The organism is Chitinophaga sp. 01L420 (genome assembly GCF_056399985.1).
This window is the reverse complement of record NZ_JBFTSK010000007.1, coordinates 183,130-209,850: the sequence shown is the minus strand read 5'-3', so window position 1 is coordinate 209,850 and position 26,721 is coordinate 183,130. Positions and strand designations below refer to the sequence as shown.

Annotated in this window: 25 protein-coding genes; 11 read left to right on the top strand and 14 right to left on the bottom strand. The window is 43.3% G+C overall.

All coding sequences use genetic code 11. From position 1 onward, the window contains the following. A partial coding sequence (locus tag AC1DP6_RS09990) for a DUF4783 domain-containing protein (RefSeq protein WP_477054687.1) occupies positions 1-387 on the bottom strand: 387 nt, incomplete at its 3' end. A 292-nt stretch (positions 388-679) separates the two neighbouring features. Here AC1DP6_RS09990 and gpmI point away from each other — a divergent pair. The 3 genes from gpmI (at position 680) to uvrC (ending at position 4,905) form a co-directional block, all read left to right on the top strand. Continuing rightward, the gene (gene gpmI, locus AC1DP6_RS09985) at positions 680-2,203 is read left to right on the top strand and encodes a 2,3-bisphosphoglycerate-independent phosphoglycerate mutase (RefSeq protein WP_477054686.1); all 1,524 of its coding nucleotides are present in this window, start codon (positions 680-682) and stop codon (positions 2,201-2,203) included. Between the two features lie 309 nt (positions 2,204-2,512). After that, complete coding sequence (locus tag AC1DP6_RS09980; protein WP_477054685.1) at positions 2,513-3,097, top strand: hypothetical protein; 585 nt, start codon at positions 2,513-2,515, stop codon at positions 3,095-3,097. A gap of 2 nt (positions 3,098-3,099) precedes the next feature. After that, positions 3,100-4,905, top strand: coding sequence for an excinuclease ABC subunit UvrC (uvrC, locus tag AC1DP6_RS09975; protein ID WP_477054684.1), 1,806 nt, complete (start codon positions 3,100-3,102; stop codon positions 4,903-4,905). Between the two features lie 2 nt (positions 4,906-4,907). Here uvrC and AC1DP6_RS09970 read toward each other — a convergent pair whose 3' ends face one another. The 9 genes from AC1DP6_RS09970 to AC1DP6_RS09930 form a co-directional block, all read right to left on the bottom strand. Then, the gene (locus AC1DP6_RS09970; RefSeq protein WP_477054683.1) at positions 4,908-5,504 is read right to left on the bottom strand and encodes a DinB family protein; all 597 of its coding nucleotides are present in this window, start codon (positions 5,502-5,504) and stop codon (positions 4,908-4,910) included. A gap of 65 nt (positions 5,505-5,569) precedes the next feature. Then, positions 5,570-6,145, bottom strand: coding sequence for a Crp/Fnr family transcriptional regulator (locus tag AC1DP6_RS09965; protein ID WP_477054682.1), 576 nt, complete (start codon positions 6,143-6,145; stop codon positions 5,570-5,572). A 106-nt stretch (positions 6,146-6,251) separates the two neighbouring features. Further along, positions 6,252-7,274, bottom strand: coding sequence for a type IX secretion system ring subunit PorN/GldN (gene porN / locus AC1DP6_RS09960; protein ID WP_477054681.1), 1,023 nt, complete (start codon positions 7,272-7,274; stop codon positions 6,252-6,254). 21 nt (positions 7,275-7,295) lie between these two features. Beyond that, positions 7,296-8,834 carry a type IX secretion system motor protein PorM/GldM gene (gene porM, locus AC1DP6_RS09955; RefSeq protein ID WP_477054680.1) on the bottom strand — a complete coding sequence of 513 codons (1,539 nt, stop codon included), beginning with the start codon at positions 8,832-8,834 and terminating at the stop codon, positions 7,296-7,298. A gap of 55 nt (positions 8,835-8,889) precedes the next feature. Next, entirely contained in the window at positions 8,890-9,627 is a 738-nt protein-coding gene (porL, locus tag AC1DP6_RS09950; RefSeq protein ID WP_441573034.1) for a type IX secretion system motor protein PorL/GldL, read from the bottom strand. A 151-nt stretch (positions 9,628-9,778) separates the two neighbouring features. Further along, entirely contained in the window at positions 9,779-11,062 is a 1,284-nt protein-coding gene (gene porK, locus AC1DP6_RS09945; RefSeq protein WP_477025099.1) for a T9SS ring complex lipoprotein PorK/GldK, read from the bottom strand. Between the two features lie 270 nt (positions 11,063-11,332). Then, the gene (locus AC1DP6_RS09940; RefSeq protein WP_477054679.1) at positions 11,333-13,378 is read right to left on the bottom strand and encodes a thioredoxin domain-containing protein; all 2,046 of its coding nucleotides are present in this window, start codon (positions 13,376-13,378) and stop codon (positions 11,333-11,335) included. Between the two features lie 239 nt (positions 13,379-13,617). Next, the gene (locus AC1DP6_RS09935) at positions 13,618-14,409 is read right to left on the bottom strand and encodes a uroporphyrinogen-III synthase (RefSeq protein WP_331959312.1); all 792 of its coding nucleotides are present in this window, start codon (positions 14,407-14,409) and stop codon (positions 13,618-13,620) included. A 35-nt stretch (positions 14,410-14,444) separates the two neighbouring features. After that, positions 14,445-15,530 carry a DUF4271 domain-containing protein gene (locus AC1DP6_RS09930; protein WP_477054678.1) on the bottom strand — a complete coding sequence of 362 codons (1,086 nt, stop codon included), beginning with the start codon at positions 15,528-15,530 and terminating at the stop codon, positions 14,445-14,447. 172 nt (positions 15,531-15,702) lie between these two features. Between AC1DP6_RS09930 and hemW the strand changes: the two genes are divergently transcribed. Next, positions 15,703-16,851, top strand: coding sequence for a radical SAM family heme chaperone HemW (gene hemW / locus AC1DP6_RS09925; protein ID WP_477054677.1), 1,149 nt, complete (start codon positions 15,703-15,705; stop codon positions 16,849-16,851). Between the two features lie 89 nt (positions 16,852-16,940). Here hemW and AC1DP6_RS09920 read toward each other — a convergent pair whose 3' ends face one another. Both AC1DP6_RS09920 and AC1DP6_RS09915 read right to left on the bottom strand, forming a co-directional pair. Beyond that, complete coding sequence (locus AC1DP6_RS09920; protein ID WP_133806957.1) at positions 16,941-17,915, bottom strand: deoxyhypusine synthase family protein; 975 nt, start codon at positions 17,913-17,915, stop codon at positions 16,941-16,943. A gap of 154 nt (positions 17,916-18,069) precedes the next feature. Continuing rightward, complete coding sequence (locus AC1DP6_RS09915; protein WP_477054676.1) at positions 18,070-18,522, bottom strand: hypothetical protein; 453 nt, start codon at positions 18,520-18,522, stop codon at positions 18,070-18,072. Between the two features lie 340 nt (positions 18,523-18,862). Here AC1DP6_RS09915 and AC1DP6_RS09910 point away from each other — a divergent pair, with 340 nt between their 5' ends. The 7 genes from AC1DP6_RS09910 to AC1DP6_RS09880 all read left to right on the top strand — a co-directional run bounded on the left by AC1DP6_RS09910 (position 18,863) and on the right by AC1DP6_RS09880 (position 24,430). Next, the gene (locus tag AC1DP6_RS09910) at positions 18,863-19,360 is read left to right on the top strand and encodes a hypothetical protein (RefSeq protein ID WP_477054675.1); all 498 of its coding nucleotides are present in this window, start codon (positions 18,863-18,865) and stop codon (positions 19,358-19,360) included. 44 nt (positions 19,361-19,404) lie between these two features. Beyond that, positions 19,405-20,001, top strand: coding sequence for an acyl carrier protein phosphodiesterase (locus AC1DP6_RS09905; protein WP_477054674.1), 597 nt, complete (start codon positions 19,405-19,407; stop codon positions 19,999-20,001). A gap of 94 nt (positions 20,002-20,095) precedes the next feature. Further along, a complete protein-coding gene (locus AC1DP6_RS09900; protein WP_477054673.1) occupies positions 20,096-20,695 on the top strand; it encodes a DUF2911 domain-containing protein in 600 nt (199 codons plus the stop codon). Between the two features lie 378 nt (positions 20,696-21,073). Then, entirely contained in the window at positions 21,074-22,213 is a 1,140-nt protein-coding gene (locus tag AC1DP6_RS09895) for a cystathionine gamma-synthase (protein WP_477025108.1), read from the top strand. Between the two features lie 140 nt (positions 22,214-22,353). Next, positions 22,354-23,127 (top strand): TIGR02757 family protein, encoded by a 774-nt coding sequence (locus tag AC1DP6_RS09890; RefSeq protein WP_477025109.1) that lies wholly within the window; start codon positions 22,354-22,356, stop codon positions 23,125-23,127. A 17-nt stretch (positions 23,128-23,144) separates the two neighbouring features. Further along, positions 23,145-24,086 (top strand): DUF6263 family protein, encoded by a 942-nt coding sequence (locus AC1DP6_RS09885; protein ID WP_477054672.1) that lies wholly within the window; start codon positions 23,145-23,147, stop codon positions 24,084-24,086. Next, a complete protein-coding gene (locus AC1DP6_RS09880) occupies positions 24,086-24,430 on the top strand; it encodes a hypothetical protein (RefSeq protein ID WP_477054671.1) in 345 nt (114 codons plus the stop codon). Before AC1DP6_RS09885 ends, AC1DP6_RS09880 begins: the two co-directional genes overlap by 1 nt. Before the next feature lie 119 nt (positions 24,431-24,549). On the opposite strand, the gene AC1DP6_RS09875 is transcribed toward AC1DP6_RS09880, so the two are convergent. Next, positions 24,550-25,206 carry a sterol desaturase family protein gene (locus tag AC1DP6_RS09875; protein WP_477054670.1) on the bottom strand — a complete coding sequence of 219 codons (657 nt, stop codon included), beginning with the start codon at positions 25,204-25,206 and terminating at the stop codon, positions 24,550-24,552. A gap of 190 nt (positions 25,207-25,396) precedes the next feature. Beyond that, complete coding sequence (locus tag AC1DP6_RS09870; RefSeq protein WP_477054669.1) at positions 25,397-26,644, bottom strand: serine hydrolase; 1,248 nt, start codon at positions 26,642-26,644, stop codon at positions 25,397-25,399. Between the last annotated feature and the right edge of the window lie 77 nt (positions 26,645-26,721).

Sequence of the window (26,721 nt, the reverse complement as noted above, 5' to 3'; positions counted from 1 at the left end):
CAGTACCATTGTTCCACCTTTCTTCTGCAGGAAGAAAGAAACCCTGAAAGTACCATTACCAGTCACCATAGTACCAATACCAAAGCGCGAATTATCTCCACCCTGATGTACCAGTTCAAATGATTTAACCTGGTTTTTAGAGAAGAAATCCTTTAAAATAATTTCCGCCTGTGCTTTGCTATAGGAATTTGACTTTCCTGAAATATTGATCTCCACAGTATTGTCGAGATAACGGGATAAGCCGCTAACATCGCCTTGCTTTAATGCCGCCACTACATCTTCAAATGGGCCGGCAACTGTGATACTAATTGACCTGGCCGACAGTGTAAGCGACGTAAAAACACCTCCCAACAACATAATCCCCAGCACAATCAATAGCTTCTTCATTGTCAGTTATTTTATTAAAAATGTGATTTTTCTAACTCAAATTAAAAGCGAAAACTATGCCAAACACACTGCAAATCAACAAAATCACATTATCGTGGTAGCTATTAACGGCTAAGTAATAACAGTAAGATAATATGTGTTTCATTTTAAATAAATGGAATATAAAATTTAAGCAACCAGGGTCATGAGGGTTAATTTTTTGATAAGCGTTATTTTTGCAAAATATTTAAACCCTTTATAAGTACTTTCACCGTCTTGAGTGAATTTATATTAAACTATAACCAGATAGGATATGGAAAAGAAAAGAGCCATTCTCGTAATTATGGACGGATGGGGCGAAGGTAAAGTTCCTACAGCCGATGCCATTGCACATGCAAAAACCCCTTTTGTAAGCAGTTTATACAAGCAGTACCCACACAGTCACCTCATCACCTGCGGAGAAGCTGTGGGTCTTCCTGACGGACAAATGGGCAACTCTGAAGTAGGCCACCTGAACATCGGCGCCGGCAGAATAGTGTACCAGGAACTGCAACGCATCAACGTAGCCATCAGAGATGGAGAACTGGCTGCCAATCCTATATTACTGGATACACTGGCTCATGCTAAAAACAACGATAAAGCGCTTCACCTGATAGGACTCGTAAGTGATGGTGGCGTACACTCACATATTGCCCACCTGAAAGCACTGACCAACATTGCCAAAACACATGGCCTGGAAAAAGTATATATCCACGCTTTCACTGATGGTCGTGATACTGATCCCAGAAGTGGATTAGGCTTCCTCGAAGACCTTTCTGCTCACCTGGAAACATCTACCGGTAAAATTGCTACCGTAACGGGCCGTTACTATGCCATGGACCGCGACAAGCGCTGGGAGCGCGTGAAGCTGGCCTATGATGCCATGGTACATGGAATAGGTACTCCTACTCATGACCTGTTAACTGCCGTGAAAGCATCTTATGCAGAAGGCGTAACAGACGAATTCATTAAGCCAATCATTGCAACAGATGCGCAGGAAAAAGCAATAGGTACCATCCAGGAAGGCGATGCCGTACTTTGCTTCAACTTCCGTACGGATCGTTGCCGCGAAATATCTCAGGTGCTCACACAGGAAGCCATTCCCGACTTCGGTATGACGCCACTGAATATCTACTATACTACCATGACAGATTACGACCGTACCTATAAAAACGTACACGTAATTTTCGAAAACGATAACCTGAACATGACGCTGGGTGAAGTGTTGGCTAAAGATGGCTGTACACAGATCCGTATTGCTGAAACAGAAAAATATCCGCACGTATCCTTCTTCTTTTCCGGAGGCCGTGAAACAGAATTCGAAGGCGAACGCAGGCTGATGGCAGCTTCTCCCAAAGTAGCCACTTACGACCTGAAACCAGAAATGAGCGCCAATGAACTGGCTGACCTGATTGTTCCTGAACTCCAACAAAAATCAGCCGACTTTGTGGTACTCAACTTCGCTAACGCGGACATGGTAGGACATACCGGTGTATTCGAAGCCGTTATTAAAGCAGTTGAAACCGTAGATCATTGCGTAGAACGTGTAGTGACCGCAGCTCTGGCCAGCGACTACACTGTTTTTCTCACCGCGGATCATGGTAATGCCGACTTTATGATCAATGCAGATGGTAGTCCTAATACCGCCCACTCATTGAACCTGGTTCCGTTCTTCATTATCAACAAAGACTTTCAGGGTCCAGTAAAAGATGGTAAACTCGGCGACATTGCCCCTACCATCCTGCATTTCATGGGATTACCTATTCCTAAGGAAATGACTGGTAATTTACTGATATAGCAGAAGGAGTAAAGCTTAAAGCAAAAAGCTATTGAAGCGAATGAACTAAACGGATATGAATATTCCGTATTGATCATTCGCTTCAATAGCTTTTTGCTTTAAGTTTTACTCCTTCTGCCCAATTTATTTATCGGCACCTGTAACATTTAGTTTATGGCCCTCGTTTAATAGACGTTACCCTTAAAAAATTGTCAGCCCAACACGCTGATTTACATATTTTTAGTGCTCTCGACAGATTTGCTCATGCATCGATGCGCCGTTTTTACGGCGCATTTTTTATGACCCACATTTAAGTATTAATTTTGCAGCATGAAAATATACCCGCAAGTAACGGTGTTGTTTACCATAATTGGCTTCATGGCCTGTAACCAGGCAAATAAAACATCAAAAGACCCAGGACAAGATAAGTTTGCAAAACTGCCAGCCTACTTCAGCCAGGAGAATGCACATATTCGCACCAACGATGTGACACTATTTAAAACAGTGATACTCAATGGGAAAAAAGATACTGCCAGCATTTCCGGAAATGATAGCGCCACCGTACATGACTTATTAAAGCCATTTATGGATGCTGACCTTAATAAGCCCTCCCTCCGGGATGAATATGATACCTCCAGCTTATACGATCCCTTTTCCGGTAGGAAATCAGTGATCTATAAATCACGGGGCAAACAAACCAATCCATCAGAAGTAACCATGGAACTGGACAAACAAGGCAATATACAACAGGTAAACATTCACTCCTACACCAGCAACCTGGTATACGAATTCCGGCAGGACCTCTTTTACCAGCAAAACAGGCAGGTTCGGATGACTACCTATCAGAAAATAGCCTTCCTGACACCCAAAGAACTGGAAGTAAATGTAACGATCGCACCTAAAAAAGGGATGTAAACATGACCGCAGCGGAGTTTCAGAAAATATCACATACCATACCTGGCGATGCAGGCATCTATAAATACTACGATGAATCAGGCTCCCTCTTATATGTAGGGAAAGCCAAAAGTTTGCGTAAACGGGTGAGCTCCTATTTTGTAAAAAATCATGATAACTACAAAACCAGGAAACTGGTAGAACATATACATCATATTGAGTTTACCATCGTAGACTCAGAACAGGATGCATTTCTACTGGAAAACTCTCTTATCAAACAATTCAGGCCCAAATACAATATTAACCTGAAGGATGATAAAACCTATCCTTATATCGTTATTAAACATGAGTCTTTTCCCCGTGTGTTTTTCACCCGCAACGTTGTCAAAGACGGATCCGACTACCTGGGACCTTTTACCTCTGTAGGACGTGTAAGGGAAATACTGGAGGTGATCAAATACAATATCCCTTTACGTACCTGTAGCCTCAACTTAACGGAAGAGAATATACGAAAAGGCAAATTCAAGGTATGTCTCGAATATCACCTCGGGAACTGCAAAGGCCCCTGTGAAGGACTACAGACACAGGAAGACTACCGCGAAGGACTACAGCAGGTAAAGAACGTGTTAAAAGGAAATCTTACCCCGGTACTAAACCTGTTCAAAGAACAGATGCTGGACCATGTGTCAAAAATGGAATTCGAGAAGGCGGAAATCATGCGTAAAAAGATAGCCAGTCTCGAAGACTATTCCGCTAAATCCACCATTGTTAATAACCGCATGGGCAATGTGGATGTGTTTTCTATTATCAGCGAAGGCAATCATGCTTATGTAAATTACCTGCGCATTTTGAACGGCACCATTGCTGATACCAAAACCGTAACACTGGAAAAACAGCTGGAAGAAAGTGATGAAGAAGTGCTGGCATATGCCATTGCATATCTTCGTGAAGTATTTAAAAGTATCACGACTGAAATAGTTGTACCCTTACCGTTAGAATACCCTGAAAGCAGCGTTACTGTTACCGTTCCGAAAGGCGGTGATAAGAAGAAATTGCTGGAACTTTCTGAAAAGAATGTGAATTATTTCAAAGAAGATTTATACCGCAAAAAAATACTGCACCTGGAAGGTAAAACTGATATGGAGAGAAAACAGGTATTATACCAGCTGCAGGCAGATCTTGAATTACCGGTATTACCCGAACACATTGAATGCTTTGATAACTCCAACTTCCAGGGTAGCTATCCTGTGGCTGCCTGTGTAGTTTTCAAAGACGGTGTGGCCTCCAATAAAGATTACCGGCATTTCAATATCAAAACAGTAGAAGGGATCAATGACTTTGCTTCCATGAAAGAAGTGGTTTTCAGACGAYATAACCGCCTGTTGGCAGAGCAGCAGCCATTACCTCAACTGGTGATCATCGATGGTGGTAAGGGCCAGCTCGGATCTGCTATGGAAAGTATTCGTGAGCTGAACCTGATAGGCAGTATGACGGTTGTGGGGTTAGCAAAAAATGAAGAAGAAATATTTTTCCCGGGTGACTCACAAAGTATCAAGTTGCCTTATAACAGCGAGAGCCTGAAACTGATACGCCGGGTCCGTGATGAAGTACATCGTTTCGGGATTACTTTTCACCGGCAGAAACGCAGCAAAGGTACCTTCAAAAACGAATTGGAAAGTATTAAAGGTATTGGAGAAAATACTGCTACACAATTACTGAAAGCCTTCCGGTCTGTCACTAAAATAAAATTATTATCACAGGAAGAACTGGAAAAAGAAGTAGGTGCTGCTAAAGCCAAACTGATCTGGGAACACTTTCATAACGGTTAGCCTTATACGATTTTGGCCATCGGAGCTGTGTGTTCTGCCATTGCTCTTTCCGCCTGCAGTATATGCCGGTTGATATGTGCGGTGAGGAAACCAAATGTATCGCCTACCGATAACTTTATAAAGCGCGACAAGGAAGTAGGTACTTTATACTGGCGGATATTTATTTTTTCTGCACGTACCAGTAACGCTTCCAACTGCTGTTGCTGCTCAATGAACTCCTGCAATACGGTGGCTACATCCGGGTTTAAAGCAGGGATATGCCCCTTGGGGGATTTCATCCGGGAGCGCAGTTGCCCATCTTCTTTGGGTTGCATCAGGCGGGTGAAATAGCTTCCCAGCCAACTGCTTTTAAACGACGTTTCCGACCGGCTATTTTTTTTCTCTGCTGATGTAATTGCATTTTCAAGTTGCGGCAGATAGTACCTGCCATAAGTATTCAGGTGCTCCAGACATTGCACCGCACTCCATTTACCCTGCGCCGGAAAATGTTGTAACATCCCATCTGTACTTTCACCAAAACGATTGGCTGCTTTATATTGTATGGCTACGATTTGTTTACGCAACCCCTGCAACAGTTCATTACTTTTAACCGGGCTCATGACATCAATATTTAGCACAAAACTAGGATGGTCTGTGATAGAAAATCTTTGTGCAGATCAACATTTTATAGTTTTACGGTACTCAGCAATTTACTGAAAGTGGCGGGATCTATGCCCAGATAGGAAGCGAGGTATTTATGCGGGATCAGGTGTAATACATGAGGGCTGCGGGTTAAGAGTTTCCTGAATTTCTGTTCGGCAGTGAAAGACAGCAATTCCAGGTGTCGTTCCATGACACCAGCCAATGCAGCTACTGTTCCTAATCTCACCCATCTTTCTATCAGCGGAAATTCCAGGATCAGGCGGGTAAAATCAGCGTAGCTCATTCGCAGCAATTCACTATGTGTTAATGTTTCCAGGTACCAGGGAGAGGGGCGTTGTAGCTGGAAGGAATCCATTACACCAGAAAATGAACCGGTATAAGTAAAGAGGAGGGTAGATTCTTTATCACCATCCAGATTAAAAACTCTTTGTACGCCGGCAGTAACGAAGTAGAGATATTTTTCCACCTCACCGGCTACTGTCATTACTTCTTTTCGTTTGTACTGCACTGGTGTCCAAACGGCGGCCAGCGCCTCCCATTCGGGATCGGGGAGGGGCATGATCTGGAAAGCGGTTTTACGTAGTAACTCGAGGTGCATACTGAAAGATAGGAAAAAGAGCGAAAAGCATAAAGCAAAATGCAGCGAAGCACATATGATGTTCTTCGCTGCATTTTGCTTTATGCTAAAAGCTAATAGCTTTATGCTAGTATTGCCAGAGGTCCTGCTCTTTATTAAAGATACGGTCGTGAATGGCTTGTCCTTCAAGGAGGCGCATGGTACCGTCTTTAATGTAGTCCTTGATCTCGCGGTTGTAGGTATTATTTTCCTTCACTATGTAGCTACCGAAGAAGCGCATTTCAAAAAGATCTTCCCAGCTGATAGTAGATGCATCGTTATTCTGGTTGTACACATCGTGTTTGGCCAGGATACCGCGGCAGTCAGGATAATATACCCAGAATAAAGGAATAGAGGCACGGATAGAGCCGTCTTCATTTATACGGGATACCATAGGAGCAATACCCAGTATACGAACTTTCAGGACGGAAGCTTCTTTGTCGAATACCCAAACTTCTTTGATCTTGTACTGTTTGATGGTACGGGGATCGAAGTCATCGCGGGTAGTCACCATTTTTTCTTCGCCGGTTACCGGATCTATACTACGTACTGTTCTTTCTTCACCGCTGAGTTTATTCTGGATTTCGGCGAAGGGCATAACAGTAGTAAAGCGGTCATCGATAGGGCTGAAAGCTTCTACCTCTTTATTCTTGAGTGCGTCCAGCAGAATATTTATAAACAGCTGATTGGTGCCGGTCTCATCTTCCACATTGTATTGGAAGGGGAGGTTTATTTTCTCTCTGATGTCGATTACCTGCCATACGCGTTTTTCCCAAAACCTATCGTCCTCACGAATGTAGTCATAGACAATTGGCGTACGTTCTCTTGCAAGGTTTCTTTCCACCACACCATCAATACGTAATGATTTGCGGGGAGTATCCACCACCGGGGAGGTAATACCATCCGGACGTTGAGAAGCAGGAGGAGCAGCCGGAGGCGTAACAGTATTCCCGGTTGCCGGGTTTACTACTGAAGCATCTGGTGTAGGCGTAGCTGTGTTAGCAGTTCTACGGCGGGTTGTACCACCGCGGCGTTGCGCATCAGCAGCTGTTGCCAGCATCACCAGCAAAAGAGTGCACCAACCTATTCTGTTAAATATTACTGCTCGCATAATTCAGTAATTAATTGACCGTTAGTTTAATTTAAATATAGTACTCGGCATCGAACGAACAATGTTATCCGGGCCTTTCACTTTCACGTTCTCGAAAAATACTTCATCACCTGGGCGCAGAGAGCGGATAGATCCCGCTACGTTGCCTGGGAAATAAGCGGAAGTAGCATCACCTTCCTGGTATTCTTTGCCTTTTGCAGAGATACCTACACGGTAACCGATTACTTCATATTTCACACCTTCAAATTCGAAGTCTTCCAGATCAGCGCGTAAACCGCCCTGAACTTTAAAGTCTGCAGCTTTCATGCTACCACCTTTGTTAACACCTACTTTCAGTACCGGATCAGGAACACGTTTTACACGGAATTCTTTCTGACCGAGTGATTTGGTTTTACCATCAATGTTAGCTACTACGTTAATTACTGCTTTACCTGGTTGGCTTACTGTAACGATATATTCGCCTGAACCGCGTTTAGTCATGTTACCACCACTAATGGAGGCAGACACTTGTTCGGCAGGTACACCCGCAGCAGAGATCGAAATTGGATTCTGCAAACCGATATACAGCACGTTCATTTTGTCGGCAGAGATGGAGGTAGCAGAAGCACCTACATTATAAGTTTCTGTAAAGGGATAGGATTCAGGAGCGCCACCAGAAGGGCTAGGTAAGGTAATAGTACCGGAGATGGTTTTTTCGCCAATTCCGGAAGCAGGAATAGTAAGTGTTCCTAAACCTTCGTGTGCTTCAATGGTTTGACCATTTACAACGATAGTTGGATTTACCGTGGTGCTGTAGGCACCTACTGCGATGTTAGCAGTTAAGGTTTGTCCTTCCATCAGGTTTTTGGAATTCAGTGAAATGAAAGGTCTTACTTTATCAAACTTGAAAGTGTTTGCTTCAATACGACCGAAAAGATAATCAATCACAGCAGATTCAGAGTTCTTGATATCATTCTGGAATTTACCCAGAATAGTTACTGCTGCAATGGTAGGGACCATGTTGAAGTGATAGGTAGTCCAGGTTTTAGGGCCGCCTTGATCATCATTGGATTTGCCTACTTCTATTTTCAGTGGTAAAGTTTTTTCGATCTGTGCTTTAGATTTAGGATCGTCAATAAAGGAGAGGAGTTTTTCGCGCAGCTCTTTCAGCTTGCCTTCCAGCTCAGGTCCTTTTCTGTTATTCTCCATCACCCTTGTAGGGGCATCCAGACCAGCTTTGTCCTTAATTTCACCATGTTCATCTTTACCACCGCTTTCAGTGATAATGGTTTCTTTTAAGGATTGTACGTAGTCATACATGCTGGCAGATAATTTCTTTACTTCTTCTGCTTTGGCTTTGTAAGGAGCTGTTTTTCCAGCGTTGTCCTTCATTTGTGCCTCAAACTGTTTGTAAATGAAATCGTTTTTATCTGCTACTGTTTTATTGGAAGTATTAATTGAGTTATTTACGATACTAAATGCGTTCAATATTTCGGCTGAGACGTTCAACGCGAGCATGGCCGTCAAGACCAGGTACATGATGTTGATCATCTTCTGCCTAGGATCTTTAGGTAGTGCCATAGTTTGTTTTCAGATTTAATTGATATGTGTTAATGCAAAAACTATTAGCTATACCTTATCGTCCTCCGTGCATTGCGCTCAGCATGTTACCATAAATTGAATTCAGGTTGCTGAGGTTTTTAGCGAGCAGGGAAATTTGTTCTTGTGTTTTCTTAGCATCTTCAATGCTGCCACTCATAGCGGAAGAAGCATTCTGCAGGTTGCTGTAGAATGAGTTCATTGCTTTCAGGTGGTTGTTAGTGTCCTGGAGTTCCAGTTCGTAGATAGCATTGAGGGAAGCCAGATTTTTAGTCATACCCTGCATCTGTACGTGGAAATCTTTGGTAGATTCTGATGCACTGTTGAAAGAAGATACGGCAGCGGCAGCAGTAGTGTAAGCGTTAGCTACATTACCAATAGCGCTGGCAGCTTCTCTTGTTTTCTGAGTGTAATCACCAGTGGCTGCTACCACATCGCTGATGTCTCTCATTTTGTCAACAGTAGTACCCAGTTTCTGGAAGTTTTCGCTTAAACGTTGCAGGTTAGCAGGAGTGATGTCTGCTTCCTGGAGCATTTTATCCAGGCCAGCTACTGCAGGACTGCCGGCAACTGCCACTACTTGTCCTTCAGTATGTGCACTGGAATCAGGCACGAAAGCGTATACAAAAAAGATAAGCGCTTCTGTGCTCAAACCTAAGATCAAAGCGATATCAGCTCCCCGCCAGTGTTGCAATTTAAATAATGCTCCGATAATTACTACGGAAGCCGCAATACATACGAAAAAGTTCAGCCATTTAGCTTTGTTAGGATTCATAGCCATAGGTTAAAATTTACTGGTTAAAGTGTTAATAGTTAAAGTCTGTATGGAATAGTTAATTCTCACTGATTTGCTGATAATAGTGTACATAATACAAAGGTTTCTTTGGTAGTTATATTAATACAGGCTATTACTGATTTGGTTTTTACTATCTGTGTTTGGCTCTTCTGCTCAGGGCAATGGTACATCTGAAACCTACGTATGATTTAGAACTGTCCTGATATTCATATGTCCTGGTTCCTGTTTGGAGGAAATAACCTACGTCTTTCCATGATCCGCCTCTGATGGCTTTACGCTTCATTTTCAATGGTGCATCATCTGGTACATCCATTCTCAAATAAGGGTTCATATCAGAAGTGAATGAGTAGGCATTTTCATAAAAGATATCCGCTGTCCACTCGGCTACGTTACCGGACATATTGTATAATCCGTAATCGTTAGGCCAGTAAGCATCTGCGCGAACAGTATAAAATCCACCATCTTCCGGATAGTTACCACGGCCAGGTTTGAAGTTGGCGAGTAAGCATCCTTTTTTGTTACGGATATAGTAACCTCCCCAAGGGTATGGTGTTTGCTCTCTTCCGCCGCGGGCTGCATATTCCCACTGTGCTTCTGAAGGCAACTGGAATTTATCTTCCGTGAACAGCTTCTTGCTGAGGCGGTAGTCTTCCCAGAATTTACTTCTCCATTCGCAGAAAGCGGTAGCCTGATGCCAGTTTACACCTACTACCGGATAGTTATCAAACGCCGGGTGCCAGAAGTACATACGTGTCATCGGCTCGTTGTAGGCGTAAGAGAAATCCCTGATCCAGCAAAGTGTATCCGGATAAATGGGCACATCTTTCTTTACAATAAATGTAGAACGTGGTTTACCAGTGTTCTCTCTCAACTTGGCTTTATCCCAGTTGAATGTTTCCTGATGGTAAATCAGTTTACCTACATCAATATCTTTGCGACCATATAACCTGTCTGCCTCGGAATACACCATAGCATCCAGTTTTTCCCAGGTTCCTTTGTCCTTCCAGACAATCTTTTGCTTCCAATCGATTACGTCATGGCCGTCATCGGATTTTACGTGCCCCAGCAGGATATGCGCGATTGAATCCTGTACCCATTGCACAAACTGGCGATACTCGTTATTGGTAATCTCCGTGGCATCCATGTAGAAACCGGAAATGGAAATTGCCTTGTTACGCGCAGTGAATGCATAGTTTACATCTTCATCACTGGGACCCATGTGAAAAGTTCCGGCAGGTATATATACCATGCCATAAGGTACAGGGGGAGTGTACTTTGGTCTCGGACTTACGCCGATCAATTGCCCTTGTGCATTTTTAGGGGTTTTACTACCGCCACAGCTGGCCAGCAGGGAAACCAGCAAAACTGCCAACAGACCTTTTACATAGTTAAGCTTCATAAGGGTAGCTTTCATCAGAATATGTTTTTTCTATTAACCAGCCTGGTGTGATTTGCCTGTATACAAGGGAACACATTTCTCATATTTCACCCGCTTTGTTTATATGAAAGATAGCAAATGTAATAATTAATTTTAATCCGTAGTGACTTTTTATACAACTTTTTCAATCCCACTTACAACCGTTCTGTAACTAGTTTAAACGCTGCTTTTAACATTTTATTATATTAACGTAATAACATTTATTGAATCGCCGGCCACCCTTATAAGGGGCAAGTTACATAATTATTATATTAAATTAATAATTTCTTCTATATAATATACTGGCTTAATGCAATGATAATCTTTGCATAAATACACCAAAGTTTCATTTTCCTTCTCCCGATCCGTCAGGAGCGGAATATCAGAAATATTTTTTTCTGCACCTATTAATATTCTATACGGAATAAACCATTTTTGGGTTTCCTGCATTTTTTCTTTGAAATCTTTTCCTACCACCGCCAGTTCCGGGGTTCCTTTTACAAATTGTAATAACTGACTCGCCCACACGCCAAATGAGGTTGGATAGCGTACCACTGTTTGTGAAAGGCTGGAAACAGCCGCTATACTTCTGTCTGCCCATTCCTTATGATCAAAAACAACAGAGAGGTACCAAAGGTTTTGAATCATTATGGCATTCCCGCTGGGAACTGCTCCATCATAAATCTCCTTCTTACGCACAATCACATCTCCCTGATCTTCAATGGTATAGTAAAAAAAGAGCTGATTTTCATCGCTGAAATGCGTAGTCACAAACGTAGCAATATCCCGTGCCTGATACAAATAAGTCGTATTACCTGTGATTTCCTGTAAGGCAATCAGCGCACTGATCAAACATGCATAATCGTCCAGGAAAGCCGGATACTTCGCCTGATTATTCTTCCAGGTATGATAAAAAGCTTGTCCACCTTCAGTTTCACGGAAATTAGCCAGGCAGAAATCCATATTGCGGATCGCCATCTCCCGATATTCTTCTATCCCCAGTGCACCATAAGCTTTGCAACAGGCATGTACCATCATCGCATTCCATCCCAGCAGGATTTTATCATCCAACCCGGGACGGATCCTGTTTGCCCGCACTGCCAGCAGCTTTTCGCGGCATCCCTTCAGCATCGCACCCAATATAGCTGCATCATATCCTTTCTCAGCGGCAAACTCCAACAACGGCTTTTGTACCCACAATATATTTTGTTCTTCCCAGTTGCCATGCTCGCTCACATCATAATACTCGCAGAAAGGTGTAGCCTGCTCTCCCAGTATATGATGTATTTCTGCTTTACTCCAGGTATAAAATTTCCCTTCCACACCTTCTGAATCAGCGTCCAGTGCAGCATAGAAGCCTCCTTCCGGAGAAGTCATTTCACGGGTAATATAAGTCAGTGTATCCTTTATCGTTTGCGCATATACGTCATTGCGGGTTAGCTGATAAGCATCGCAGAGCACGTCTATCAGCAGCGCATTGTCATACAGCATCTTCTCAAAATGCGGTGCCAGCCATTTTTCATCTGTAGAATACCTGGCAAAACCGCCCCCTAACTGATCATAGAGTCCACCCTGCAGCATCTTATCAAGTGACAACAGTGCCTGTTGCAAAGCTTCCGGATGATGCCAGGCATGGTGATGACGCAGCAAATAAGCGATGGTAAAGGTTTGCGGGAACTTTGGCGCACGTCCGAAACCGCCCCAGCTGGTATCCGCCTGTTTGAGGATATTTTCACAAATCGTGTCGCACTGCGCTTTGGTAAACAATTCTTCCCGGGGAATATTCAACTCCAGGCCCGGTTGTTGGCCAATCTGCGCCGACTGGCTGATATGTTGCACCAGGTTATCTGCCTGCGTTTCTATTTCTTCCCGTTTCTTATGAAATGCATCGGAAAGGGAGAGGAGTACATCTGTCCATGAAGGTCGGCTGTAAGCCTGCACCGGCGGGAAATAGGTCCCACCGTAAAAAGGCTTTTTATCAGGTGTAAGAAAAACATTCAGCGGCCAGCCACCAGCGCCGGTCATCGCCTGTACTGCGTCCATATAAATATGATCCAGGTCTGGCCTTTCTTCCCGGTCTATTTTAATATTAATAAAGTGTTCGTTCATGATGGCAGCAGTGGCCTCATTCTCAAAACTCTCACGTTCCATTACATGGCACCAATGACAGGCAGCATATCCTATGCTTACCAATATCGGTTTATCTTCCTGCAAAGCCCGTTGTAAGGCCTCTTCTCCCCAAGGATACCAATGGACAGGATTATGCGCATGCTGCAACAAATACGGGCTGGTTTCACTGATAAGCTTGTTCATGAATTCCGTTACACGATGGACTGATTGATAAAATATTCTCTTACAAAGAAATTTATTTTTTCAGGATTACAAAGAAATATTTTTTGAGCTGGTAACCACTGGCAATAGGCTGTTAGAAAGATGTAGCGGGAAACAAGCGCTGGGCGCATGTTTCCCTTAGGTCTGCGCCACTGTTGCAGTAACAAAAACAGGGATGACATGATGCCATCCCTGCTAAATTTTATGGACAGAAGGACTGCTTACTTTTTTATTAATGTTGTAAGATACTGTTCCAGCGCGGCTGCCATTGAAGGTGCCTGTGGAAGCGGTGCTTTTACATCCAGTCGTAATCCTGCTTCTTCAACGGCTGCAGAGGTAGTTGGTCCGAATGCACCGATATGGGTACCATTCTGCTCAAACCCTGGCATGTTTTCAAACAGCGATTTCACACCTGAAGGACTGAAAAACACGATCATGTCGTAAGTAGTAGCAGCCAACACTTCCTTTACATCCGTAGAAACTGTTTTGTAAAGGGTAGCGGTAGCATATTCACACTTGTTCGCTTTTAGCCACTCTTCGATATCTTTCTTCTGGCTATCTGAGCTTGGGAACAGGAATTTTTCATTATCCCGGTGCTTGTTCATTACCTCCAGTACCCCTTTGGTTGAACCATCCGCACCATAGAATACCTTCCGCTTACGATAGAGAATGAATTTCTGCAGGTACAACGCTACAGCTTCTGTAATACAAAAGTATTTGCAGTCCTGCGACACTTTCACCTTCATTTCCTCACAGATCCGGAAAAAGTGGTCTACCGAATTACGACTGGTGAAAATCACTGCCGTAAAGCTAAGAATGTCGATTTTCTGTTTTCTGAACTCCTTCGCTGGCAAACCTTCCACCCTAATGAACGGAAAAAAATCCAATTTGATATTGAACTTTTTGGCCAGATCAAAGTAAGGCGACTTTTCTGTTTCAGGCTTAGGTTGAGAAATTAGGATTGACTGAATTTGTTTACCTTGCAAATCTTTTTTTGGCCCGCCTTTTATCATACGTTTTTTGCTCTTGTGTTAACAATAGGCGATAATCAGGGATTACCAGTTAACCAGATATTCTGCAGCACCTTGGTTAATATTAAAACAGGCGCTACTTCGAATGCGCAAAGGTAAAGAAAAAAATGCAATTTACTGAAAGATAGGTATTGCTTAACCAGTGAATAAGATCTAATGTACCTGTATATAATGAGTAATACAATAAAAAATAACGATATATACAAGAAAGTACGGGCAATTTCAGGGGTACAGAAGGCTATTATCACCAGAAAAGGCACCAGTAACACCCCTAAAATCTTATTGATCAGGTATAAGATGAAGATGTAAGCATCGGCCAGCTCCGTATTACCAAATAACCAACCGCAAAAGCGCAGCATCGTGTATTTAAATCCGTATACCACCGCTACCAGCACAATCAGGCCAGGAATCAGCAACCAGGGCTCTGCCTGAGGAAATACCTGCTGACGGTATAATACCAGGTAGAAATACAATCCCAGCACAATAGCGAAGAAAATATTCAGCAACATATTGGGAAAAGGCGACTGCGACAACTGATCCTTTAACTGCCGCTGGCTAAGGGTAGGATTCAGGAAAGCCCTGAAAAGATCAGAGAAATACTTCTGGTAAAACAGGCGGATCAGGCTCAACACCAGTAATACACCAGCCATTAAATAAATAAGCCAGTCCATATTACGGTAGGGGCGCACCGGGTTGGTGTCCACAAATCTGGGCCTGCCGGGTTTTAAAAAGATGTTTTCTTCCGCCATTTTCTTCATGTACAGATCATAGGGAGATGGAACCTTCACCTTAGGAACTGCTGCCACAGCCAGACTATCTGTTTTATGCTGAGCAGTATCTATCGCTGAACGTGTGGTATCTTTTTTAGCGCGTGCGATTAACGGGGAAATGGCCCGGGTGCTGTCTTTTTTAACATGGCTTACCCGTGAAGAATCTCTTTTCACCGGTGCGGTACGCACTTTCGGACGCGATGAATCGCCGGCCGAATGGGTGATCACCGGCTTTTTCTTTACTACCGGCGCCTTCACAGCAGCGGAATCTGTTGTTTGCGCCAGTATCGGCAAATAACTGAAAATGAATAACAGCAATAACCAGTTTCGCACCAGGAAAATATTTTGCAATGACTTTAAAATCGGTTTTTCAATAATAACGTCCCTTTCACGCACAAAGGAAACAGCAGCAATTAACGTTGTCCTGTTCACATAACAAAACTGAAACGTAATTTTGACGTTGCAAAGATATTAAAATAGTCCATAGTTGACCCGTAAAACGGCAATGGCAGACCACTATAAAACGCGCATGTCCGGAATTTATTTACATATTCCTTTTTGTAAACAGGCCTGTTACTACTGCAACTTCCACTTTTCCACTTCCGTTTCAAAGCAGGGAGCAATGGTAAAAAGTTTGTTGCAGGAAATCACCCTGCAAAAAGATTACCTGGCCGGAGCGCCGGTACACACCATTTATTTTGGTGGTGGTACGCCAAGTCTGCTACAGGCAGAAGAGCTGCAGACATTGCTGGCACATTTACGTGCTACTTTTCCGGTAGCCGAAGATGCTGAAATAACACTGGAAGCCAATCCAGATGATCTCAGTATTGAAAAACTGACCATGCTCAAAGCAGCGGGCATTAACCGGTTGAGCATTGGAATACAGTCGTTTCATGAAGCAGACCTCACCTGGATGAACCGGGCACATAACAGTCAACAGGCGCTGGATTGTGTGCGGCAGGCGCAGGACCTGGGCTTTCATAACATCACGATTGATCTTATATACGGTGGTCCCACGCTCACAGATGAAGGCTGGGAACAAAACGTACAACAAGCCATTGCCCTGGGCGTTCCCCACTTATCCTGTTATGCGCTCACCGTAGAACCGGGCACGGCACTGGATCATTTTATTAAGAAAAAGAAGATGGCCGCCACCGACCCTGATAAGGCCGCTCTGCACTTTGAAATGCTAATGGAATTACTGGGAGCAGCCGGTTATGAGCATTATGAAATCTCCAACTTCGCTTTGCCGGGATGGCATTCCAGGCATAACAGCAGCTACTGGCAGGGCAAATCCTACCTGGGCCTGGGTCCCTCCGCTCACTCCTTTAACGGTGTTTCCAGGCAATGGAACATTGCTAACAATACACAATACATTGACCGTATCACCGAAGGTAAAATTCCTTTTGAGATAGAATCACTGACCACAGCCATGCAATTCAATGAATACATTATGACGGCCCTGCGTACGGCTGCCGGCTGTAACCTGGAATGGGTCGCCGAAAAATTCGGTACTGTCCTCACCACTCACCTGATTGCACATAGCCAGCCTTTTATATTGATGAAGCATATGGAGCGGGCAGGAGAAACATTACGGCTTACTAAAGCAGGGAGATTATTTGCAGACGGAATAGCAGCAGAATTATTTATTTAGCTTTAGCCATTAGCTTAAAAAAAATGCAGCGAAGATAGTCTCCGCTGCATTTTTTCTAAAAGCCAAAAGCCAATGGCTAAAAGCTGTATTTACCATCCCAGGATATACGCAAACATCAGTGGTGCTACGATAGTAGCATCTGATTCTACGATAAACTTAGGTGTATGGATATCGAGTTTACCCCAGGTAATTTTTTCGTTAGGAACGGCACCGGAATAGGAACCATAAGAGGTAGTGGAATCTGATATCTGGCAGAAGTAACCCCAGAAAGGTACATCTGTCCATTCCAGATCCTGGTACATCATCGGTACTACACAAATCGGGAAGTCACCGGCAATACCACCACCAATCTGGAAGAAGCCAACGCCTTTACCAGAAGAGTTCGCACGGTACCATTCAGACAGGTAGATCATATATTCGATACCGCTTTTCATGGTAGACGTTTTCAGTTCACCTTTGATGCAGTAAGAAGCGAAGATATTACCCATGGTGCTATCTTCCCATCCTGGAACGATGATAGGAATATTCATTTCTGCGGCAGCGATCATCCAGCTATTCTTTGGATCAATTTCGTAATGTTCTTTCATTACGCCGCTCAGCAGCAGTTTGTACATGTATTCGTGCGGGAAGTAGCGCTCACCGCTTTCTTCTGCTTCCTTCCATATTTTGTGGATATGTTTTTGGATACGACGGAAAGCTTCTTCTTCCGGGATACAGGTATCCGTTACACGGTTAAAACCCTGTTCCAGCAGATCCCATTCTTCCTGCGGGCTCAGATCGCGGTAGTTAGGCACTCTCTTATAGTGTGTATGTGCTACCAGGTTCATGATATCTTCTTCCAGGTTTGCACCAGTGCAGGAAATGATATCCACTTTACCCTGACGGATCATTTCTGCGAAAGAAATGCCCAGTTCAGCCGTACTCATCGCACCGGCCAATGTCACCATCATTTTACCGCCTTCCAGCAAATGTGTTTCATATCCTTTGGCAGCATCCACCAATGCAGCTGCATTAAAGTGGCGGTAATGGTGCTGGATAAATTGAGAAACGGGTCCCTTGTTCATGTCATTTAATCATTTATACATTAACAGTCTGGCTAATAAAGCCTTAACAGGTGGCAAAGTTAAGATAATTTTTGGAGGGGGAACGGGGCTGTGGAATAAAACAAAAGAGCCCATGGTAATTACCATGAGCCCTGTATTTTTAACACTACTAAAACTAAGCTTTCTTCAGGCGGCTGTATACTTTCATATTAGCATCCGCATCGGTTTTGATAACTGTCCAGGTGTCTGCACCTTCTACTGTTACAAAATATACTATGTTTTCGCCGGAAGTATATTCTACTACACAGTAGATGCTGGTACCGGGATATTTCTTATTCAGTTTACCGGTTACTTTCAGTGGCAATTGTTCTGCCTGCAGATAACGGGAGGTAGCCAGCAAGGTGCCATCTTCTTTGAAAAAGGCAGTTACCTTGGTATTACTCAGGGTAAACTTGGCGGTAAACGTTTTGTTATCGTCTGTATACCATTTAACGTCGGTAGCTCCGGTAAAAGACTCATTAAACGTACTGTTTATTTTAGTATTAGCAGTAGTTTCATAAGGGCTTGCAAGAAGCACATTGACACTAAGTAAAAGTGCGGCGCTTACTAAGAAAATAATTTTTTTCATGGCGGAAAAATTTTATGGTGTTTGTAATTTTTTTCGTTTTTGTTGTTTCGATAGGTCAAAGCTACGTTGGGAAGTGGGCAGTGGTCAAGGCATACTTTACTGATGGGAGTACTTGATAATTTGAAGTATCCGTTAATGAACGTCCGCCTGACCGGTGGCGGACATACGGGGATACAGAGCAGCCATAGCCTGTTTGTTGGTGCCAACTTGCCAATGTTGCATCGACGAGAGTTAAGAAATTGTTAAAATGGATAAGGTTTTAAAAGAATTGTGATATTTTGATAGAACGTGTAAAAATGCCCTCCATAAACGCTAAACCCTTCATACCTAAGCCCTGAACATGAAAAAAGTCTTTTCAGAATATAGCAATCCCGTTAGTACCTGGATCTTTTTACTCTTCCCGTCTATCTTTTCCATCTATTACAGGCTCCACTACGGTGATATCTGGCAAACAGATAACCTCCTGTTCTCTGTGTACTGGATAGTTACTATCTCTGAAACCCTGCTACTGGGTTACATTTGGGCGGTATTTTGCCTAAAGGTGCGTATAGATGAAAGTGGGATTTCCTTCCGATACCTTTCCTGGAGGTTCCAGTCTGTACATTACGACTGGTCACAGATCAAATCCGCCACTATCATAGAATTTGATCTCAAAAAGGATTTCAACGGCTGGCCTGTCCGCAGCAGCCCGGAATATGGTAAAGGCTATATTACCAGAGGTAAAAAAGGACTGTTCCTGGAACTGATGAACGGTGAAAAAATGATGATGAGTGTATTGGACACCAAAAAAACGTTGATAGCATTACAATCCTATGCCGCCAAACCTCAGATAGCGTAACGATACAGATAAAGCCATTTAGCATAAATACGTAACTTGAGGCCATGAACCACCTGGCCCATGCTTATTTATCTTTCCGGCAACCTGAGCTGATCACTGGCAATCTGATTGCTGATTTTGTGAAGGGTAGGAAAAACATGGCTGCCTTTGACGCGGGGATCCAGCAAGGCATTCGTATTCATCGGGCTATCGACACTTTTACCGACCAGCATCCGGTAACGGGCAGGGCTAAACTTTTTTTCAGGCCTTCCTGCGGTCTATATAGCGGTGTGTTTACAGACCTTGTGTACGATCATTTCTTAGCTGCTGACCCTGAGCGCTTTACAAATGATTCACTTTATTCGTTTGCCCGTTACGTTTATAGTGAAGTGAAACAGCGGGCAGCACAGCTACCACCGGACTTCCTGAAGATGTTTGAATACATGCAGGCCTATAACTGGTTATATAACTATCATACTACAGAAGGTATTGCCAGTGCAATCAGGGGGGTAGCCCGCCGGGCGAGATATCTCGAAACAGATGGTAATGTGGTGTTTGCAGTTTTCATGGAGCATTATTCCGCACTGAAAATCTGTTACCAGGAATTTTTTCCCGAACTTCAGACATATGTGGAGAATCTGCTTCAGATGGAAAACCGCTAACAGCTTGTTAAAAGCAGCGTATCCTCTTTTCTGATTCCTTAAAAATGGGTAGGTTTGCCGCCAATTACATTTAAAAGAAATAAAGCTTTCCAGGATGATGAAAAAAGTTCTCCTTTTCGCCTTTATAGCAGGCATGCTCAGTTTGACCGCTGGCGCACAGGACAAAAAAATGCCGCCACTTGATGCCAGCCCTATGGATATGGCCTATTACCCTGTAATGTACCCTTACGTAGTGAAAGTAAAAGGTGAACCTGGTTCACTGGTAGCCCGGGTAATATACAGTCGCCCGCAAACCAAAGGCAGGGATATATTTGGTAACCTGGAAGAATATGGCAAAATATGGCGTTTAGGAGCCAACGAAGCCACTGAAATCGAATTTTTCCGCCCGGTAACCATTGCCGGTAAAAATATTCCGAAGGGACGTTATACACTGTATGCTATCCCAACAGAAAAAACCTGGACCATCATCCTGAATAAAGACACTGATATATGGGGCGCCTTTAAATACGATCAGAAAAAAGACGTGGTAAGAACTGCGCTGCCAGTGGTAACACTGGACACTGCAGTAGAAGCGTTTACGATGGTATTTGAAAAAGGTGATCCTGGTGCTAACCTGATCATCGCCTGGGACAAGGTAAGTGTGAGTTTGCCTATCAAATGGTCTGATGCAATAGCTTCCACCAAAAAGAAATAGTATTTACCAGAAATAATAAAGCCGAAGAGGCGAAGTAATAAGTGGTTATCCGCTTATTACTTCGCCTCTTCGGCTTTATGTGGATGCTGTAAACAGCACTTCTTTAAAAAGGAAAAAGCGGTAAGAATACCGCCTTAAGAATTTTAACCATATCCTATGAAAAACCTAAAACGAATTTAGTCCGATTATACTTAACCGTTAGTGGTGAATTGGTGAACGATATAAAAATGTTCGTAACCGTGGTATTTTATGCGATCATATCTTAATATTAGCTAAAATGGACAAGTATTCCTCTCATCATTTGGGGGCTGTTCAATCGCAAAAACTGGAGTATATTTGAAAACCACCAGAAATTACTCATTTTTAAATATTTAAGACATGAAGCTGGGTACTAAACTCATACACGCAGGTGTAGCTCCCGATCCATCTACCGGCGCTATTATGACTCCAATTTTTCAAACTTCTACCTACGTACAAAGCGCGCCAGGGGTACATAAAGGCTACGAATATGCCCGGACGCAAAACCCTACCCGTGATGCACTGCAGAACGCATTGGCGGCTATTGAAAACGGCACACATGGTATTTCCTTTGGAAGTGGGCTGGCAGCTACAGACGGTGTGATGAAGCTCCTGAATCCTGGTGATGAAGTCATTGCTACCAACGACCTCTATGGAGGCACCTATCGCATTTTTACCAAGGTATTTGAGCGTTATGGCATCAAGTTCACCTTTATAGATATGGCAGATGCCAGGAACATAGAAGCCCATGTAACGCCCCAGACAAAGATGATTTGGCTGGAAACGCCTACCAATCCCCTGTTAAGGATCATTGATATTGCTGCCTGCGCGCAAATAGCCAGGAAAAGTGAAATCATGCTTTGTGTGGATAACACCTTTGCATCGCCTTACCTGCAAAATCCGCTGGACCTGGGTGCCGATATTGTACTGCATTCCGCTACCAAATACCTGGGAGGCCATAGCGACGTGGTACATGGTGTGGTGATTGTAAAAAATGAAGACCTGGCCCAACGACTGTATTTTATACAAAACAGTTGCGGCGCCGTTCCTGGCCCGCAAGACTGCTTCCTGGTACTCCGGGGTATTAAAACCCTCCATGTACGTATGCAGCGGCATTGTGAAAATGGGGTAGTGGTGGCCAATTTCCTTCGCAATCATCCTAAAGTAGACAAAGTATACTGGCCTGGCTTTACGGACCATCCTAACCATGATATTGCCAAACAGCAGATGCGTGGCTTTGGAGGCATGATGTCCTTTACCCTCAAAGATGACAGCCTGGAAGCCGCCAACCGGATTCTGAGCAATACACACCTGTTTGCACTGGCCGAGTCATTAGGTGGGGTAGAATCACTGATAGGACACCCTGCCAGCATGACCCACGCCTCTATTCCCCGCGCAGAAAGAGTCCAAAACGGGTTAGTGGATTCCCTCATCCGGTTAAGCGTTGGTATTGAGGATGTAAGCGACCTGACAGCCGATCTGAATAAAGCTATTGGCTAAGTAATAGATTTTAATTCTTATCTGGTAAAAATTATCTTTACCAAAGTGTAAATATTTACCCTAACCATATCCAGAGCCTTTTTATATCAAAAGTGACCGCTGATATAAAAAGGCTTGTGGTGATACACGTGATTTAACTTATGAAAATCGAGAAACTAAGGGAGTTTTTGGATGCAAAGGCGGCGTATTACAATCACCCGGACTTTATTGCAAACGATCCTATTTGCATTCCGCACCGTTTCAGTGTATTGCAGGATATTGAAATATCCGGTCTCTTCGCGGCCATACTGGCCTGGGGAAACCGTACCAGCATTATCAATAAATGCACAGAGCTGATGAAAATGATGGATGATTCACCTTATGACTTTATCCGTCATCATCAGGCAAAAGACCGGATGAAATTATTTTCATTTTGTCACCGCACATTTAACGGTTTGGATCTGCTGTATTTTGTCGAGTTTCTCCAGCATTATTACACCAATGTAACATCGCTGGAATTCGCCTTCAGCGCCCATATTACCCCTCAGGATGATAATGTGGAAAAAGCGCTCATCGGATTTCGTAAGGTATTTTTTGCGCTGGAACATCCGGAAAGAACAGGCAAGCATATTGCCACCCCGGCTAAGAACTCAGCTTGCAAACGATTGAACATGTATTTACGCTGGATGGTAAGACAAGATGAAAATGGCGTGGATTTTGGGCTTTGGCAGCACATATCACCTTCGCAACTGGTATGTCCGATGGATGTACATGTAAGCAGGGTTGCCGCCAGATTGGGATTAATACCAGAGGCGAAAGCTGACTGGAAAACAGCCGCCGCCCTCACTCACCAGCTGAAAAAACTCGACCCTGATGATCCTGCCAGGTACGATTTTGCACTGTTTGGTCTGGGCGTGATTGAAAAATATGTTTGATCAAATAAAAAATGGTAATGAAAAGAATTTTGGGACTGATTGCGATGGTAGTAACACTGGCTTTATCCGCTAAAGCACAGGAATATGTAGCCCTCACCTATACCTTTCATAAAGGAGAGTTGTTTGAACTGGAGCAGAAAAGCAGAAGTGAAACCTATATGACAGTCAACGAAATTGTACAACGTACTACCCGTGACTACAACAATATCATTACCATGGAAGTAACAGATGTACAACCTGGCAAAACCACGCTCACCTTCCGGTATAAAGATCTGAAATTCAACTTCAACGCTAAAAACCAGAACATCTTTGTGGATGCCAAGGTGACAAAAACGGAGGAGCCTTTCCAGGCAGGACTTAATAAAGTACTGGATCAGCCCTTTACCGTTGAAATACAAACTACAGGTATCATCAATAAAGTAGAAGGCCTCGACAATATCCTCGATAACGCCAGCAATGCTTTCAGCACACTGAAGAAAGACGAACAGGAAGCCTATAAAAAACTGATGAAAGACCAGTTTGGTACCACCGCCTTCCAAAGCTGGCTGGAACAGCTCCTGATCATGTACCCCGCACACGGCATTAAAACCGGCACCCAATGGGAAGAAAATGTGCCTTTACGCGGGGGCCTGGTAGGCAGCATAGACCTTTACTGGAACCTGCAAACCTGGGATGCACAAACAGCGAAAATTGGCGGTACCTCCAAAATAAAAACAGATAAAGTACAAATGCTGACCCTGGAAGATGGTATTAAAGCCACCGCAGAAATCCAGGGAACTACTTCTTCCAACTACCTGGTGAACCGCAGCAGTGGATTTCCCAGCATCTGTGTACAAAATACAGATATGTCCGGTGATTACACCTACAAGGCTAATAAGGCCAAACGCATTAAACATGACCTGAAAGTGCCGGTAAAAGTAGTCACCAATGCTTCTTACAAAATAAAACAAATGAAATAATGACTGCATTGCCAGCACTATACCTGCAGGAAGCAGCAACATGGGCGCAGGAACACTTTGACATAAGTGTACCCGTTAATGTTAGTTACGAGCTACTGGAAGAAATACTGGCTAAGAAGCTGGAAATACTGATCAGTGAAAACTTTCAGCAGTTTATATTTCTCCTGTACCGGACAGATGTATCAGAAGATCGTGTAAAACAGCTATTGGAAAACGCAGTGGCTACCGGGGCAGATCCGTATAAACCTATTGCTGCGCTGATCATTGAAAGACAACTGCAAAAAATCACTTCCCGGGCCACCTATAAACAGGATAACCTGCCCGATGATGAAGAGAGATGGTGAAACAGCTGTTAGCCATTAGCTTTTAGCTTTTAGCTTTTAGCTTTTAGGAAATGCAGCGTAGACCATCATAATATTATCTACGCTGCATTTCCTAAAAGCTAAAAGCTAGTGACTAATAGCTAAAACGTCAGCTCTTTTACTTTTTCCTTGTCCTCCTTCTCTTTATCCAGGTCGAAGAAAGTTCCAAATACGTGATCCCAGATAGAGGAACTTACGCCAAACCCTCTGTCCTCACTTTTATAGTGATGCAGGTGATGGTTGCGCCATAATGGTTTCATAAACCGGAAAGGCGGATTCCATGCGTGGATAGCGTAGTGCATACTACCGTAAATCAGGTATCCCAGGATAAAGCCGGGGAAAAACATAAATGTGATCTGTCGCAGGAAGATATATTGCACGCCAAAAATGGCTGAAGCGAGTATCAGACTGGGTACCGGAGGCATAAATAAACGTTGTTTGTCTCTCGGATACTCATGGTGGTTCCCATGCATTACATAAATAAAGCGTTGCACTTTGGGCTTGTCGCTCACAAAGTGAAACATAAACCGGTGCATAATATACTCAAAAAATGACCAGAAAGCCATGGCACCAATGAATATACCGAATACTGTACCGGGTGTAAAGCCTAGTGTATCATGACTATAGTAAAGCATATAGCCAATAATGGGCAAATAAAGCCCCCAGATCACCAATGGATGCGTTTTGGTAAGCATCTCCAGATACTGGCTCTCAAATAATCTTGCCTGTCCTTTGTTCTTAATCTTTTCAAACTTCATAACTCCGAATTTTAGAGTGCAGTTACGGGATATGAATAAAACCTTCCTTATAAACCCTGGGCAGCCAGCTCAAAAATGATGCGCATTTTAAATATGACTGTCCTATAAAAAGCAAAAATACAACGTTCATATATTATTTCGTGCATTATACTATTCTATGAGGCTATAAATAATATTTATCCCATGCTATTTATTCTTTGTAATTAATACTGAAATTCTGCAGGTTAGGTTTGTATTTTCTCCTGCGTTGTAATTCATATTTATAAATAATTTCCCCTACTTCTTTAAAGAAGGGATAGCCATCTCCATCATATTCATATTTATTATCATTCAAAATACCGTCACGGTTAACGTAAAGATCGCCGGTCAGCATAAACTCAACTCGATTTTTAAAATCAACAACATATGCAGCATCGGTCAGGAAGCCGTAGGACCAGCCAGCTTTATTAAATACACGTATGTATGGCGGAATGTTTTGTTTACCATCTTTGAAAAAAAAGAATTTTGTAAAACTGTTGTAATACGCTGTAGTATCATATTTAGGCCAGGAAGTTTCTGACGGATATTGTGACATATAACGGTACAAAAAACGGTAATCATCTTTCGTAAGATTAAACCGCTCCTTTGCCGGCACAGAAGCAGGAAACAACACAGACTGTAACATATGCTGCAACCCGGTCAGCGGCAGGTTATTATGCCGGGTAAAATCCATGGGCAAAAATACCAGTTTATCGTCCCGGTCGAGGTAACCGACACCAATAGTTACCTGCCTGCTATAATCAAAAGACAAGGTATCGTAGGCTGCTGGTTGTTGGTATATCAGTTGCCCGTTCGCCACAAAACGAATGGGGTTAGTATGCCTGTTTTCCTCTTCTGTGAGCGGCATAAAACGACGTACAATACGTACATCTTTATACCCCATTGCCCATAGCCTTTCATGAATACGCTGCTGTCCCACAAACTCATACAACCGGTTGTAGGCATCATTATCACTGATGAGGAATACTTGTTTGATATAATGATAGATAGACGGTAGTCCATTCTGCGCCGTACTGTCGGTATACACTTTTACCTGTCCGCGCCAGGCGCTGTCCGTAAGCATCGGCGTATTCCCGGTAAGCTGGGGTATATTCAGTTTATGCAGTTTTTCCAGTGCCAGCAAAGCAATAGGTAGCTTCACGGTACTGGCAGGATTAAAATATTTATCCGCATCTACCTCCAGGTAATAGCTTTTAAAATGAGGCGTATTATCCGCATCCCGATCAATTTGCGTGTAAATCAGCTGGTAACGAAATGAGTCAGGATACTGCAGAATGTGTTTTAGCACAGGAGAGCCTTCCCTTTGCAGCAGGTTTTGCAGCATGGTATCTGTACGGGATTGCGCCTGTACAATAAAGAGATGGCTATAAAACAGCAAGAACAACAAACAGGAACGCATATACGTGGTGGTTCTGCATATAAATATAAAGCAATTACCTGGCTGCGGACAGCATTTTTCTGATCTTTTGATTGAAG